The 15247-nt window shown below is 59.1% G+C and carries 15 protein-coding genes and 1 riboswitch; of the genes, 5 read left to right on the top strand and 10 right to left on the bottom strand.

All coding sequences use genetic code 11. The features are described from left to right. Window positions 1-159: 159 nt before the first annotated feature. From FHW76_RS09815 to FHW76_RS09795, 5 genes are read right to left on the bottom strand one after another with little or no spacing between them, the layout of a single operon-like run. Window positions 160-795 (bottom strand): urea amidolyase associated protein UAAP2, encoded by a 636-nt coding sequence (locus FHW76_RS09815; RefSeq protein ID WP_008804848.1) that lies wholly within the window; start codon window positions 793-795, stop codon window positions 160-162. A 10-nt stretch (window positions 796-805) separates the two neighbouring features. Then, entirely contained in the window at window positions 806-1534 is a 729-nt protein-coding gene (locus FHW76_RS09810) for an urea amidolyase associated protein UAAP1 (protein ID WP_008804847.1), read from the bottom strand. Window positions 1535-1538: 4 nt separating this feature from the next. Continuing rightward, window positions 1539-2315 carry an ABC transporter ATP-binding protein gene (locus FHW76_RS09805; RefSeq protein ID WP_183476611.1) on the bottom strand — a complete coding sequence of 259 codons (777 nt, stop codon included), beginning with the start codon at window positions 2313-2315 and terminating at the stop codon, window positions 1539-1541. Next, window positions 2312-3127, bottom strand: a complete 816-nt coding sequence (locus FHW76_RS09800) for an ABC transporter permease (protein WP_023297641.1) — start codon at window positions 3125-3127, stop codon at window positions 2312-2314. The genes FHW76_RS09805 and FHW76_RS09800 overlap by 4 nt, the downstream gene beginning before the upstream one ends. A gap of 24 nt (window positions 3128-3151) precedes the next feature. Then, a complete protein-coding gene (locus tag FHW76_RS09795) occupies window positions 3152-4210 on the bottom strand; it encodes a putative urea ABC transporter substrate-binding protein (RefSeq protein WP_044649752.1) in 1059 nt (352 codons plus the stop codon). Window positions 4211-4266: 56 nt separating this feature from the next. Beyond that, window positions 4267-4365, bottom strand: a riboswitch (guanidine-I (ykkC/yxkD leader). Window positions 4366-4811: 446 nt separating this feature from the next. Here FHW76_RS09795 and oxlT point away from each other — a divergent pair. Further along, window positions 4812-6110, top strand: coding sequence for an oxalate/formate MFS antiporter (gene oxlT, locus FHW76_RS09790; protein ID WP_023297642.1), 1299 nt, complete (start codon window positions 4812-4814; stop codon window positions 6108-6110). A 37-nt stretch (window positions 6111-6147) separates the two neighbouring features. Here the strand turns inward: oxlT and FHW76_RS09785 are convergent, their stop codons facing one another. Then, window positions 6148-6726 (bottom strand): GNAT family N-acetyltransferase, encoded by a 579-nt coding sequence (locus tag FHW76_RS09785; protein WP_183476609.1) that lies wholly within the window; start codon window positions 6724-6726, stop codon window positions 6148-6150. Between the two features lie 69 nt (window positions 6727-6795). After that, window positions 6796-6984: a hypothetical protein gene (locus FHW76_RS09780; RefSeq protein ID WP_004891873.1), complete on the bottom strand. Its 189-nt coding sequence runs from the start codon at window positions 6982-6984 to the stop codon at window positions 6796-6798. A 337-nt stretch (window positions 6985-7321) separates the two neighbouring features. Between FHW76_RS09780 and FHW76_RS09775 the strand changes: the two genes are divergently transcribed. Continuing rightward, a complete protein-coding gene (locus FHW76_RS09775) occupies window positions 7322-7900 on the top strand; it encodes a TetR/AcrR family transcriptional regulator (RefSeq protein WP_032754419.1) in 579 nt (192 codons plus the stop codon). Here FHW76_RS09775 and FHW76_RS09770 read toward each other — a convergent pair. Then, on the bottom strand, window positions 7876-8976 hold the full coding sequence (locus tag FHW76_RS09770) for an iron-containing redox enzyme family protein (RefSeq protein WP_012541692.1): 1101 nt from the start codon (window positions 8974-8976) through the stop codon (window positions 7876-7878). The two genes, FHW76_RS09775 and FHW76_RS09770, sit on opposite strands and share 25 nt — an antisense overlap. A 203-nt stretch (window positions 8977-9179) precedes the next feature. Here FHW76_RS09770 and FHW76_RS09765 point away from each other — a divergent pair, with 203 nt between their 5' ends. Next, window positions 9180-10094 carry a DMT family transporter gene (locus tag FHW76_RS09765; RefSeq protein WP_012968187.1) on the top strand — a complete coding sequence of 305 codons (915 nt, stop codon included), beginning with the start codon at window positions 9180-9182 and terminating at the stop codon, window positions 10092-10094. Between the two features lie 40 nt (window positions 10095-10134). Here FHW76_RS09765 and FHW76_RS09760 read toward each other — a convergent pair whose 3' ends face one another. Continuing rightward, complete coding sequence (locus FHW76_RS09760; protein WP_022065587.1) at window positions 10135-11367, bottom strand: MFS transporter; 1233 nt, start codon at window positions 11365-11367, stop codon at window positions 10135-10137. A 276-nt stretch (window positions 11368-11643) separates the two neighbouring features. Here FHW76_RS09760 and FHW76_RS09755 point away from each other — a divergent pair, with 276 nt between their 5' ends. Next, the gene (locus tag FHW76_RS09755) at window positions 11644-13251 is read left to right on the top strand and encodes an FAD-NAD(P)-binding protein (RefSeq protein WP_012968186.1); all 1608 of its coding nucleotides are present in this window, start codon (window positions 11644-11646) and stop codon (window positions 13249-13251) included. Between the two features lie 107 nt (window positions 13252-13358). Further along, window positions 13359-14459, top strand: a complete 1101-nt coding sequence (locus FHW76_RS09750) for an NADH:flavin oxidoreductase/NADH oxidase (RefSeq protein WP_012541688.1) — start codon at window positions 13359-13361, stop codon at window positions 14457-14459. 232 nt (window positions 14460-14691) lie between these two features. Here FHW76_RS09750 and FHW76_RS09745 read toward each other — a convergent pair whose 3' ends face one another. Further along, a complete protein-coding gene (locus FHW76_RS09745; RefSeq protein ID WP_064166513.1) occupies window positions 14692-15180 on the bottom strand; it encodes a hypothetical protein in 489 nt (162 codons plus the stop codon). Window positions 15181-15247 lie beyond the last annotated feature (67 nt).

Here is a 15247-nt window from a genome sequence, read left to right as displayed (position 1 = left end):
ACTCACAGCGTAGCGGGTCGTCCCGCAACAATTCGTCTTTCCCTGAGGTCGTCCCCGGGGGAACCGGCGCTTAAACGTGGCGCGTCGGCGTGTGATTCAGGCGGTCGGCGCGAACGGCGAACAGCCGAAAGGCCAGCAAACGCCAGCGCTGCCAGCGGGTCAGTTCCATACCAGCACCTCGGCGGGGGTCGGGTTCCAGCCATTGCAGGGATTGTTGAGCTGCGGACAGTTGGAGATCAGCACCATGGCGTTACACTCCGCGCGCAGTTCAACGTATTTTCCTGCCGCCGAGATGCCGTCCGCAAAGGTCAGACCGCCCTCCGGCGTCACCGGCACGTTCATAAAGAAGTTAATGTTGGCGCCGATATCGCGCTTATGCAGGCGGCCATCGTGCAGACAGGCGCAGAGAAAATTGTCCCGGCAGCTGTGCATATAGCGCTTGTCGAGGGCGTAGCGCACGGTGTTGCTCTCCTGGGCGCAAGCGCCGCCGAGGGTATCGTGCCGCCCGCAGGTATCGGCCACGATGGTCATCAGCGGATGGCCGAGGTTGGAATAGAGCACGCTGCCGGCGGTCAGGTAGGCGTTCCCCTGGCGACGCAGCGTGCGCTGCGCATCGTAGCGCTCGCGCGGGTTGTCGGCGTTGTAAAACAGGGTATCAATCGCCTGATTGCCTTCGAGATCAAGCAGGCGCAGGGTTTGCCCTTTTTTAACCTCAAACAGCCAGGGTTCCCCGGCCGGGATCACATGGCGATAGACGGCCTCTTCCGGGCGTCGGTTACTGGTGATAACGGTCATGAACGCCTCCTTACAGGGCAAAAAGTTGGGTATTACGGAACGCGCGCTGATTCTCATCGCGAGTCAGGAGCGCCTGGATGGCCGCGTCCTCATCGTCGGCCTGATACCAGCTCAACTGCACCGGACGGGGCGCATATTCTGTGGCCGGATCCTGGGGATGCGGCAGCGCGGTGAGCACCAGCAGGACGTCCATCGGGGCAAACAGCTCAACGTAATCCCCGGCGCGACTGTTGCCGGCAACAAACTGGAAACGGCCCTCGTCATCGACGGTGACTTTGCTGAAGAAGTTGACCACCATCAGCAGATCTTCCAGGCCGAGATCCCATTTGCCCATCTCCACCAGCAGGTTATCGACGCCGTTGCGGTAGAAGCCATTACGTAATTCCTGGTAGCGTCCGGCGCCATATTTGTCGTGTGTCTCTTCGGCGTTAAGGACCCCGCCGAACGGATCGTGCCAGCCGCAGCTGTCGGCGACGATCCCGGCCAGCACCCGGCCCATGTCGGAGTAGAAACAGTGTCCGGCGGTCAGGCGCGCGGTATGCTGGCCCTTGAGGGTATCCGGCAGGTTCAGGCGCTCACTTTTCTCATGGGGGTTGAGCATCATCATGCTGACGTTCGCCCCGCCGTCGATATCAGTCAGGCGCAGGATCTGCCCTTTGCGCAAAATCAGCGAGGTATGCGCCCCGCCGGGAAGCCGCTCTTCGCGCAGGCTGGGAGTGGCGTGAAAAAGTACGGTCATCAATTTATCTCCTTAATGCGTAAACGTTGGTCTCACTACCGGTGGCCAGCTGCGCCATCCGCGCCTCATTGAGCGGGATATCGTAGGTAATGCGCGCTCCCCAGGCGTTAGGCGCCTGCGGATCGATGCGCACTTTGTCGAACACCAGCAGCCGGGTGCCCAGGTTGAAGCCTTCGGCCAGATCGTGGGTGACCATAAACACCGTCATGCGCGTTTCGCTCCACAGCTGGAGCAGCAGCGCATGCATATCTTTGCGAATGCCGGGATCCAGCGCGCCGAAGGGCTCATCGAGCAGCAGCACCCGCGGCTGCATCACGAACGCCTGGGCGATGGCCAGCCGCTGTTGCATCCCCCCGGACAACTGCGCCGGATATTTATCCAGAGCGTGCCCCAGCCCCACTTTCTCCAGCATGTGCTGGGCCTGTTGCCGGGCCTCGCGTTTTCTGCCGCCAAACAGGCGCCCCAGCAGCGGAGACGCCGGCAGCTCCAGGCCGATGGCGACGTTATCCAGCACGTTGAGATGCGGAAACACCGAATAGCGCTGGAAGACCACGCCGCGGCTGCGATCCGGCTCCGCCGCCAGCGGCTGGCCATCAAGCAGGATCTCGCCACGGGTCGGTTTTTCCTGACCGAGCAGCAGGCGTAAAAAGGTCGATTTACCACAACCGGACGCGCCGACCATCGAGCAAAACTCGCCCTCTTTCACCTGCAGATTGATGCGCTCCAGCACCACGTGATCGCCGTACTCCTGCCAGATGTTTTTGATGTCGATAAAACTCATCCCCGGCCTCCTTCCGCCCACGGGAAACAGGCTTTGTGCAGCTGGCGCAGCGCCAGATCCATCAGCCATGCCAGCAAGGTGATCCAGATGACATAGGGAATAATCACGTCCATCGCCATATAGCGCCGCACCAGGAAAATGCGGTACCCCAGTCCGGCGGTAGCGGAGATGGCCTCGGCGGAGATCAAGAACAGCCATGCTGAGCCCAGCAGCAGGCGCAGAGAGGTGATCAGCCGCGACAGCAGCTGGGGAAGCACCACCCGCAGCACCAGGGTCCAGCTATTGGCGCCGAGGGTCTGCGCCTTAATAAACAGCTCCGCCGGGATCTCCTTCGCCCGCTGCTCCAGGTCGCGCGCCAGCATTGGCGTAATGCCGATGACGATCAGCATCACTTTCGACAGCTCATCGAGGCCGAAGACGATAAACAGCACCGGCAGGATCGCCAGCGGCGGGATCATTGACACCACCGTCAACAGCGGCGACAGCGCCGCGCGGTACATCGGGAAGACGCCGGCGGCGATGCCGATACCGAGGCCGATCAGCGACGAGACGGCCAGGCCCGTCAACAGACGGCTCAGGCTGATCAGCGTATCGGCCCACAGCAGATACTCACCGCTGCGTTTGTCCGGGGTGAACGCCATCCGGTCAATGGCTGCCACCATCTGCGACAGGCCTGGTAACAATTTGTCCTGCGGATTGGCTTCCAGCCGCACCGCTGAACCAATAAACCAGGCGGCGATCAGCACGACAAAAGGCAGCAGCATCAGCGTCAGGCGCATCCCCTTTTGGGGATAACGGTTAATGTGGCGCATGGCGTGGTCTCCCGGCGATAATCATTACAGCTGGCCCGCGGCGGCCAGCTTCAGGTAGCTGTCGTCAAAGCGCAGTTTGCGGTTGGCGGCATCGCCGAGTGTGACATTTCCCGGGAAGGTCATACCGATAAAGTCCGCGCTCTGCGCCCCTTCACCCAGCAGGCCTTTATCGAACGAGAACTGCGCCACTCGCTGCATCGTTTTCGCCAGTTCCGGCGAGGAGATAAACGCCAGGGTGTCGGCAGGCGTCCAGAACAGATGGGTTGTTTTAAGCTGTGCCTGGTAGCCGGCAAGATCGGTGCCGGAGTCGGCGGCCATGGCGCTCAACGCCTGGCTATCCCCGGCCTTCATTTTGGCCATCATTTCAAACCAGGCGCCGGTCAGGGCTTTGCCCAGCGCGGGGTTATCTTTCAGGGTCTGGGTGTTCACCACCATCATGTCGATAAGCTCGCCCGGCACCTGCGAGGAGCTAAACACTTCGCTGGTTTGTGGGGTCTTTTTGATAACCGACAGCTGTGGATTCCAGGCCACCGCCGCCCGCACGCCGCTGGTGCCGAAGGCCGAGACGATATCGGCATCGGAGGTATTCACCACCTTGACGTCTTTTTCCTGCAGCCCGGCTTTTTCCAGGCCGCGCACCAGCAGATAGTGGGATACCGACAGCTCCGGGAGATACACCGACATCCCTTTCAGGTCGCTGAGCTTTTTATCCGCCCCTTTCAGGACCACCCCGTCGTTACCGTCGGAGTAGCTGCCGGTGATCAGCGCTGTGCTGTCGACACCGCCCGCCGCCGGGATCGTCAACGCGTCCATGTTGGTCATCGTGCAGCCGTCAAACTGCCCGGCGGTGTACTGGTTGATGGATTCGATGTAATCGTTGAGCTGGACGATATTGATCTTGATGCCGTATTTGCTGGCCCATTTATCAATGATCTTTTCGTTACTGATGGTTCCCCAGGGCATCCAGCCGGCGTAAATGGTCCAGCAGACGTTGAACTCTTTTTTGACGGCGGCAAACGACGGGACGCTGGTCAGCAGCGTCAGCGACAGGACAAGTGAGCGGAGGAGCGGCGATGTTTTCATGGTGGACCTCTGGTTAGCACGAGAAACGGAGCAGCGCGACACCCAACGGTGCTGCTGTCTCCCGGGCTTTTATCCCGCCGTGTAACCTCGCCGAGGTCGCCAGCTCTCGGACCAGACGTTCACCGCGGTGAACCGGAACCCTAGCCAGCTATTGTGTGATCTGAATTGTCTGTTGCGCTGCTTTCTGCCGATGTTCTTGCAAGCGCCATGCCAGGAGCCAGAGGCCGCTCACAGCCGCGTTTCGCCGCCAGCGGACGCATCGATTCCCAAAAATGGGGAGTGATGTTGGGGCATTGCATGGCTTTGGTGCAGGAAAACGCAGAGCGCATGCGCCGACATTCTGTGGATTTGCCACGAACGTTTCCCACGCACTGCGATGACCCATTTGCACCGCCTCAGTGCCGCTCCTTCACCATGTCGCATCCCGTCAGTTACCACCTGATTACATTAACCTGCTGAATATAAATGATTATTTTATATGGCACGTTTAATGCTGTGCGCTTGTATACCGCGATGTGGACAAGATCGTATGCCGTATGGCCACAACACGTCGTCACTCTGCGGTCGCCACCTTCCCCTTTCCGTGAGGCATCCAAGGTGGATGCGTTTCACGGAAGCCTGCTTACTGAAAACGGAGAACAACATGACGACACTCAGTGAACCGTTGGTTACCCCGAAATATGGCAAATGGCGCCAGCTGGTGCTGGGTTTGATCTGTATGGCCGCCATTTCCAGTCCGCAATATGTCTGGACGCTGCTGACAAAACCTCTGGCCGCCAAGCTGGGCGTGGGTTTGCCAGAGTTGCAGGTCACCTTCTCCCTGCTGATCATCCTGCAGACCTTCTTTTCCCCTTTTCAGGGGCGATTAGTGGAAAAATTTGGCCCACGGCGGCTGATCGCTATTGGCACGGTGATGGCGGGAATGAGCTGGGTGCTTTCCGCGCAGGTGAATGGCCTGGCAACGCTCTGGCTGGTTTATGGCTGCATGGGCGGCCTCGGGACCGGGATCGTCTACATCGGCGTTGTCGGCCTGATGGTCAAATGGTTCCCACAGCAGCGGGGATTTGCCGCCGGCTCGGTGGCGGCGGGCTACGGGATGGGGGCCATCATAACTACCTTCCCCATCTCCCTGTCGCTGACCACTAACGGCCTTGAACACACGATGACGACTTTCGGGATCCTTTTCGCCCTCGTCGGCTTCCTCGCCAGTCAGGGGCTGAAGCTGCCGCCGCCCGCTGTCTCCCAGCCCGTCAGTCAGACGGTGGCGCAGAGCAGCAGATCGTTTACTTCCCGGGAAATGCTGCGCCAGCCGCTGTTCTGGCTGATGTTCGCCATGATGGCGATGATGTCGACTTCCGGGCTGATGGTCACTTCGCAGATGGCGGTGTTCGCCGAGGATTTCGGCATTAGCCAGGCGGTGGTGTTTGGCATGGCGGCGCTGCCGCTGGCGTTAACGATAGACCGCTTTACTAACGGCTTAACCCGGCCGCTGTTTGGCTTTATTTCCGACCGCTTCGGCCGCGAGCAAACCATGTTTATCGCCTTTGCGCTGGAAGGCGTGGCGATGATGCTCTGGCTGGCGTGCCGGGAAGATCCGCTGCTGTTTGTCCTGCTCTCCGGGGTGGTGTTCTTTGGCTGGGGGGAGATCTTCTCTCTCTTCCCGTCGACACTCACCGATACGTTCGGCAGCGAGCATGCCGCCACCAACTATGGCTGGCTGTATATTTCTCAGGGCATCGGGTCAATCTTCGGCGGCCCGCTGGCGGCACTGCTCTATCAGTACACCCACGGCTGGCATGTGGTCTTCAGCTGCGCTATTGGTCTTGATTTTGTCACCGCCGCCCTCGCGCTGTGGGTGTTAAAACCGTGGCGCGCGCGCTTTATCCGCCAGCACAGCTAACTGCAGCGCTGACAGAAGTGACGGCTCGCCCGTCACTTCACGGATATTCGCTGCGCAGCAGCGCGTACAGGTACTCATCGCCCCACTCGCCTTTAAAAAAGATATTCTGCCGGTAATGCGCCTCGCGACGAAAGCCCAGCCCTTCAAGGAGTTTGATCGCGCCGGAATTGCGGGTATCAACCACCGCCATCAGCCGATGATGGGCTAACTGTTTAAAGAGTAAGGCCATCACCGCCTGAATGGCTTCTCTGGCATAACCCTGGTGCTGATATGCCGGGGAAAAGGTCATCCCCAGCTCGGCCTGTCTGCCTTGATCGAAAAAATGGATCCCCACATCTCCCGCCAGCGCACCGTTGGCCTGGATCTCTACGGCAAGCTGGAACCAGCTCTCATCCTCAGCAAAGGCCAGCGAACGCTGTTGTTCATAGAAGGCTCTCGCCTCTGTCATACCATATTGGGTCCAGCTCTGAAAACGGGCCACCTCCGGCAGGTTGCGATAATGGCTGAAAGACGGCAGATCTTCCGTTCTGAACCGGCGCAGCAGCAGCCGGGGCGTGGTCAGGGGTAACATCATCTCTTCTCTTCTTCTTAATGAGACAGGCAATCGCGGGGCCATCTTAACCTGCTAGCCTCAACCCAGCCATCGCACTTCCTTGTCAATTTAATATAAAGTTAAATTTCGATATTAAAATTTCACAAACCGATAAAACATTACAATAACAAATACGAAAAACAGGGGAACAAGCCAGAGAGGCGTCTTTGGAAAAAAGAGCCCTTGCGCCACGGCGAAGAGGATGGTCAATACAGCTGGGCCATAATATGAAATTAACGACCTGAATATTCTTCGCAGCAATCTTTTAATAAAATTCATCATAGTTATCGGATCATCCTAGTAATGATGTCTGTAATACCCTCATTCGATGCCTGTCCTGCTGTAACCGTCTCAGACTTCAGAAATAATGGCTATCAGAAAGTACATCATTCACAGCTTATGTGTATAAAGGTCCGAATAATACGCCGGTTCGGAAACATTAGGACATGACTTGTGCAAGTCTACGCAATCTTGTTTTTATTGAGGAAACCGACGCCGCATAAACCGCGGCTGATTTACTTTTTGCCCGTCTGGCGGCAAGATCCGGCATAATGCACCGCTGTCGCAGGACGGCCGTGTCACCGGCAGTCGTGACAGCGAACATTCGACAGGAAAACGCATGAAGCCAAAACAAGCGGACATTCTCCGCCACGCCAGCGCACTGTTTAATCGCGAAGGATATCAGTCGCCCAGCATCGAGCGGATTGCTGAACATGCCGGCATCTCCAAAATGACCTTTTACCGCTATTACGCCGATAAAGAGGCGCTCATTCTGGCTATCCTCAAGCAGAAAGAGAGCGAATTTATGCAGGATTTGGCGCAGATCACGGCGGATAAAGCCAGCGCGCGGGAAAAGCTGTTTGCCGTGTTCGACTACTACCATCGCTGGTTTATCTGCGACACGTTCCACGGCTGCATGTTTACCCGCGCGCTGTTTGAATATGGCGCGTCATCGCCGGCGATCCGGGAGCAGTGCTCCCGATTCAAGTCGCTTCTCTGGCAGTTCTTCCGCGATATCCTCCTGCAGGTGTTAAAACCGGAACCTGCCGAGCGGGTCGCCATGATGATGGTGATGCTCATCGATGGCGCTATCGCCGCTCAGCAGGCCGAGTCCGTCGAATGCCGGGAGATCCCACCGGGGATCACCGCCTGGAGCGCAGCCAAAGCGCTTATTTACTCAGAAGGCGGAACGCTGTGAGATAATGCGCTGCCGTCCAGCGACTGCAGGGCCGCCAGCAGGCAATCATAGTAATCGTTGCAGGTTTGCAGGCGCAGCGCGGCGCCAAAGTAGACCTCCTCCATCGCCGCCGGATGTTTTTTGCCAATCGGCACAATTACATTGTTCAGCCAGCCGTCCGCATGACCGATATCGACGGTGATATGTTCGGCATAGTAATGCACGTCGCGATCGGAAAGCCCAATCCGCCGACAGCCCGCCACCAGTTTTTCATACTGCGGTGGGTCGAGCAGCTCGGTCATCGCCATGACCCCCAGCGATTTGTAATAATGCTGACGGTTTACGCCGCCCAGCATAAAGGCGTTATACCCGGCCAGACCCTGCCAGTCGTACAAATGGGCAAAATGATTGTCCGGCAACGCGATATTCCGCCGCTTCAGTAAATCCTTATACAGATTGACGTGGGTGATCTCAGTGCTGCCCTGACCTATCTCATCCCACAGATTTTGCGCAATCTCGGCGCGGGTTTCCGGCAGCGAACCGACCAGCCCCATCGCCACAAGATCGAAGAACAGCAGATTCAGCGCGCTGTCGCTTTTGAAGAAATAGTCGATCTGCGCCGCGGAGGCCTCGCTGGCAAGGAAATCGAACAGCGGATGATGAGACGCCGGGTGCTGCTGGCATAAGGCGCGCAGTTCGTCGACGATATTGCCGGCGTTAAGCACCGGTCTCTGGCGGTGGAAACGTTTGCTTTCCGCCCGCAGCCACTCAGACTCAATGTAGTTTCTGATCCCGGAGAGCAGCGGATGAAACTGATTAGCTGCCGCTGGCGAGAGCGGGTCGGCAAGCCAGGACTGATAGAGGATGAACAGCGCATGGTGAGCCCGCTTTTTGGCCTGTGGATCGTCAGCGGAGAAGGCGCGGATGCAGGTATTCTCAGTCAGATGCCAGGCTCTGTCGGCCACCAGCGGGTTGGCCGTCAGCTTCAGCGACAGCGCGTTGCTGTGCAGAAGCTGGTCAATTAACTCATCCAGTGCCAGCCTGGCCATCACCGCGGTCTGGTCACTACCAATGACCCCATTTTCTGTGTTACGCATGGATTTGTCCCTGTTAAATGCATGGCAAATATACGGTATAGTACCGTTCGCAACGCGGCAACGAAAATTTAGGAATAACAAATATCATATTGTAAAATAACTACTTTTAATAAATAAAACAAAAGACCACTATAAAAATATTGATATTATAAAATTATTAAAGTTACCATCTGGTACAGTGATAAGCGACGCAAGGAATCAGCATGCCCTATCTGTTACTGACGCTGGCCGCCCTGTTCTGGGGGGGAAATTACGTGGTCGGTCACGTGCTGGTCCAGGGCGTGGATCCGATCCTGATGACCGAAGCGCGATGGGCGTTGACGGCGCTGCTGCTGGGCCTGCTCTACCGCCGGCAGATCGCCGCCAGCCGCCACCTGCTGCGGGAAAATGCGCCGGCGGTGCTGGTGCTAACGCTCTGTGGCCAGGTCAGCTTCCCGCTCACGCTCTATATTGGCCTGCAAACCACCTCCGCCCTCAACGCCGCCATCTATATGTCCGCCACGCCAAGCATGGTGCTGCTGATTAACCGGCTGATTTTTCGTGACCCGGTATCGGCCCGCAACTGGCTGGGGGTCATCTTCAGCACCCTTGGCGTGATGATCCTGTTATTCCAGGGGAACCCACTGCATGCCACCTCGCTGCATACCTTTTCCGTCGGCGATCTGTGGGCCATGGGGTCGGCGCTGAGCTGGGCGCTCTACTGCTCGCTATTACGTCTGAAGGACCGCCGGATCCCGGCGAATGGCTTTGTCGCCGTCAGCTCGCTGCTCGGCGCCCTGATCCTGCTGCCCATCGTCATCTTCTGGCTGATGCGCCACCCGGCGCAGGACTGGGCCGCCTGGCGCGAGCCGTTTTTCCTCAGCGGCCTGGCGTATCTGGTGATTTTCCCGTCGTGGCTGGCCTATCTGTTCTGGAACAAAGGTATCGCCGCGATTGGCGCCACCCGGGGAGAAATTTACACCCATATCATCCCGCTCTCCGGCGGAGTGTTGAGCATCCTCTTCCTGCATACCCAGCCGCATGCCTGGCATCTGTTCAGCGCCCTGTTTATCATGGTGGGGATTGGGATCTGCTCGCTGGAGAAACGCCAGGCGGCGGCAATTCGTCTGCGCGGCTAACGTACGCTGCCGGGCGCCTGACGACGCCCGGTAGCAGAAGTTAACGGCTGGTGGAGAGCGGCTGGCGATGTCCCGCTTCTGCGGGCTGGATCACCCGTCCCTCGCGACCAAAGAAGGTCAGGACGGTAATGACAATCGCCACCGTACCGGCCACCAGGGCCATCGCCAGACCGTAGTTATGCCCATGATGCTGGGCGATTGACGCCTGGAGAGTGGCATTCACCGAAGCCAGCAGATTACCCAGCTGATAGACGAAGCCAGGCAGCACCGCCCGGGTGTTGGCCGGGACCAGTTCATTGAGCCAGGTGGGGATCACTCCCCAGGCCCCCTGCACCATAAACTGCATCAGAAACGCCCCCGCCCCCAGCGCCAGCGAGCCGCTGGCGAAAGCCCACAGTGGAATGACCGGCAGCGCCAGCAGGGCGGCGATCATAATCGCTTTGCGTCGGCCAATCTTCTCCGACAGCGAACCGAAGAACACTCCACCCATAATCGAGGCGATGTTGTAGCAGACCGCGATGATGCTGACCGTTTTAGGCTCGAAGCCGTGCTGGACTTTCAAAAAGACCGGGTAGAGATCCTGCGTCCCGTGGGAGAAAAAGTTGAAGGCCGCCATCAGCACCACCAGGTACAGGCATAGCTTCCAGTGACTACGCAGTACCGGCAGCAGCGCCGTGCTCGCTTTACTTTGCCGGGCCGCCAGCCAAACCGGGGACTCCTCGACGCAGAAATAGATAAACGGCAGCAGCAGCACCGGCGCGGCGCCAATCACAAACATCCCGCGCCAGCCGAGTTGTTCAAACAGCAGGCCGTAGGCGACGGCCGCCAGCAAATAGCCGAAGGGATATCCCGCCTGGAACAGGCCGGACATCAGGCCACGCGAGCGGTCGGGGATCGTCTCCATCGCCAGCGACGAGGCCACGCCCCAGATCCCGCCCATCGCCACGCCATACAGCACCCGCAGCAGAAAAAACAGCAGCAACGACGGCGCGGCGGCGGAGAGCAGCTCAAAGGCGGAGAAGAAGACGATATTCAGCATCAGAATGGGTTTGCGGCCATACTTTTCCGCTGCCCTGCCGAAAATCAGCGCGCCTATCGGCCGCACGGCCAGGGTAAGCAGAATCGCCAGGGTGACCTCTTCAAGGTCGACGTGAAACGAGTGGGCGATATCGCTCAGTAAAAAGACCAACAGAAAGAAATCGAAAGCATCGAGCGTCCAGCTTAAAAAACTGGCAATCGCCGCGTTGCGCTGTCGTGAAGTCCAGCCATGCATCTTGTCATCCCTATCCCGACGGGGTTGCCGGGAGCTTGCGCGGCGTCCGGCAGAGCAAGCTGGTGTCACCGCTTATGTAAATTGTTTGTATAGAAAGTTGCTCTTTTGTTAATTACACCCTTTTTCCGGCCGCCGGCAAGTTTATTAGCCTGCTAATTTGTTTCAAATTGCGTGTAACGGCCCACCGGATCGGCAATTTTCGACCAGAATTAAGGACAGGCTGGCGACAGTGAACCGCTGTCCATGCCGCATCCGCCCACAGGAAGGGAGAGAATCATGAAGAGAGTTGCCATCGTCGGCGTGGGGCCGACGGGGATTTACACGTTCTATGAACTGGTGAAGCGTGGCGAGCCGCTGGCGATCACCCTGTTTGAAAAAGAGGCGCAGGCCGGGGTGGGTATGCCCTACAGTGACGATAATACGGCGGCGCAAATGCTGGCTAACATCGCCAGCATTGAGATCCCCCCTATCGACCTGACCTATCTGCAATGGCTGCAGCAGCACAGCGACGCCTGGCTGGCGGCGCGCGGCCTCGAGCGGCACACGCTGCATGAGCGCCAGTTCCTGCCGCGAGTGATCCTCGGCGAGTACTATCGCGACCGTTTTCTGTATCTCACTGAGCGGGCCCGGGACGCCGGCTTCATCGTTAGCGTTTGTGAATCCTGTGAAGTGACGGATATTGCCGTCCAGCCCACCGGGATCGCTATCCACACTGATAGCGCGGCAGCGCCGGTTATCGTCGACCTGGTGGCGATTGCCACCGGCCATCTGTGGCCTGAGGAAGAGCGCGCCAGTCGACAGTATTTCCCCAGTCCGTGGACCGGACTGATGGACGCCCGGATCGCGCCCTGTCGGGTCGGGATCCTCGGGACCTCTTTAAGCGCCATTGATGCCGCCATCGCCGTGGTGGCCCAGCATGGTGTTTTCCATACTGAGAACGACAAAACGACCCATTTTACCCTCCATCCTGGCAGCGAGGCGCTGGAGATCACCCTGCTGTCGCGCAATGGGGTGCTCCCGGAAGCCGATTTTTACTGTCCGATCCCATGGGAGCCGCTGGAGATCGCCACCCCTGCCGCCCTTGAGGCTGCCGTCGCGCAGGGCAGTGACGGGCTACTGGATCGGGTATTCGAGCTGATCGTGCAGGAGCTGGAATATGCCGCCCCGGCCTGGTGCGAGGCGACGGGGCTGCGCCAGCTAACGCCTGACAGCATCGCCGAGGCCTGGTTTGCCGACCGTCTCACCCATGACCCGTTCCAGTGGGCGCAACGCAATCTGCAGGAGGTGGAGCGCAATAAGCGCGAACACCACACGGTGCCCTGGCGCTATGCCATTCTCCGCCTGCACGAGGCGATTGAAAGCGTGGTGCCGGAACTCAACGACGAGGACAGCCGCCGCTTCCGGCGCGGGCTCGCCCGGGTGTTTATCGATAACTATGCCGCCATCCCGCCGGAATCCATTCGCCGGCTGCTGGCCCTGCACCAGGCCGGTATTCTGCGTATTGTGGCGCTCGGCGAGGATTATGACCTGCAGCGCGAGTCTCACCGAACGCTGATTGTCCATCATCAGCAGCGCTGTGAATTCGATGTGTTTATCGATGCCCGCGGGCAACAAGCATTGAAAACCCGGGACCTGCCCTTCCCATCGCTGCGCCAGCAGCTGCTGGCCTGCGGCGACGACATTCCGGACGTCGGCGATGACTACACGCTGCAGGCGCCCGAGACGCTGCGCGGCCGGGTCGCTTTCGGCGCCCTTCCCTGGCTGATGCACGATCGTCCCTTTGTGCAGGGGCTGACGGCCAGCGCCGAAATTGGCAGCGCGATGGCCCGTGCCGTGTCGCAGCAGGCAACGGGCCGCCGGCGCCGCCTGTGGTTTATCGAATAGCGGGCTGCTTAAACGCAATATCCGAATAAAGGAGGGCAAACAGGCGTGCTATAAACAGTGACTGTTCGCCCCCATGCAAGACCCTGTCTAACTTTTACGAGGTACTCATGAGCCATCTTTTTAGCGCGACGCGTATTGGTCAGCTGGCGCTGGATAACCGCATCGTTATTGCCCCCATGTGTCAGTACTCCGCCGACGAGGGTAAAGCCACCTCCTGGCACCGGATCCATCTTGGTCAGCTGGCTTTCTCCGGCGCTGGCCTGTTAATTCTGGAAGCCACGGCGGTAGAACCAGCGGGACGTATCTCGCCGGGGGATCTGGGTTTGTGGGATGATGAAACCGAAAACGCGCTGCGCGCGGTGGTAGAGGATATTCGGGCCTGGTCGCCGATCCGCCTGGGGATCCAGCTGGGGCACGCCGGACGCAAAGCCTCCTGCGCGGCCCCGTGGCAGGGTGGTCATCAGCTGGCTCTTAATGAGGGTGGCTGGCAAACCGTTGCCCCCTCCGCCGTGGCGTTTCACGATGGCGACCGCGCCCCCGCCGAGCTGAGCCTTGCCGATATGGCGCGCATCAAAGCGGCGTTTGTCGCCAGCGCGTTGCGCGCCCAGCGTCTGGGCTTTGAGCTGATTGAACTGCACGCCGCCCACGGCTATCTGCTGCACCAGTTTCTCTCGCCGCTCAGCAATCAGCGCCGTGATGAGTACGGCGGTTCTCTGGAAAACCGTCTGCGCTATCCGCTGGAAGTGTTTAACGCGATCCGCGAGGCGGTGGGCAACACCATGGCGGTGGGCGTCAGGCTGTCGGCTACCGACTGGGTCGAAGGCGGCTGGGACTGCGAGCAGTCCATTCAGTTTAGCCAGCAGCTGGAAGCGCTGGGCAGCGACTATATTCACGTCTCCAGCGGCGGATTGTCGCCGCAGCAGTCGATCACCGTCGGACCGGGTTATCAGTTGCCATTCGCCCACGACATTCGCCAGCAGGTTGCCATCCCGGTGATTGGCGTGGGGCTGATCACCGATCCGCAGCAGGCGGAAGCGGCGCTGGAGGATGGCGATGCCGACCTGATCGCCCTCGCCCGCGCGGTACTCTACGATCCGCACTGGCCGTGGCACGCCGCCGCCAGCCTTGGCGCCCAGGTTCGCGTCCCTTCGCAGTACCTGCGCTCCGAGCCGCACGGCCTGAAAGGCACCCTGCTGCCAAACCGTTGAACCCGCAGCGCGCAAAAAAAAGGGGTATCGTAAGATACCCCTGAGCAGGATGTTATTGCGGTCCACGTGCCGGACGACGACGACGCCTTGCCCGGCCTACACAAGGGTGATGCCCGGTCATTGCGCAGCCAACCCACCCCCTGCGTAGGCCCGCGCAAGCGCAGCGCCGCCGGGCAATCTATCAGGCTCCGCTCCCTATATTTCCTGGCGCGGGTCAGGCAAACAGCGCAGGTTACTGCTGGGCGGGCGGTGGCGTGGTGTGCTGTTTGTCCGCCGCGATACTGTCCTGGATGGCCTTGGTTTTGCTCGCCGCCTCCGCCGAGAGCTGATTGGCGTCGCCGATGGCATTGTCTTTGATTTGACCCGCCTCTTTGACTATGCGGTCACTTTCCTGCTTTGCGTTCTGCTTCACGGCATCGGCCTGGGCTTTCGCCTGCTGGGCGATGGCATCCGCTTTCTTGTCCGCCTCCGCCTTGATGGCGCTGGCCTGATCCTTCAGGCGGTCGGCCTCGGCGTCGGCCTGGCTTTTCAGCGTATCGATTTGCTTATCCGCATCCTGTTTAATCGCCTGCGCTTTGTCCGCCGCGGCATCCTTCATCTGCTCCGCATTATCTTTGGCCTTATCCAGTTTGTTATCCACTTTCGACGCATCGTCGCAGCCAAACAGGGTCAGACACAGGGCGGAAGCAAGTAGTGTTTTATTCCAGAGTTTCATCAGCATTCCCTTACAGGTTAAGTCGTTATCCAGCTTTGTGATTCATTGCTTAATAGCATTCACATTTTATATA

The organism is Klebsiella sp. RC2 (assembly GCF_014192815.1).
GTDB lineage: Bacteria > Pseudomonadota > Gammaproteobacteria > Enterobacterales > Enterobacteriaceae > Klebsiella > Klebsiella variicola.
The sequence above is the reverse complement of the archived record's forward strand: the minus strand, read 5'-3'. Positions and strand labels throughout refer to the sequence as shown.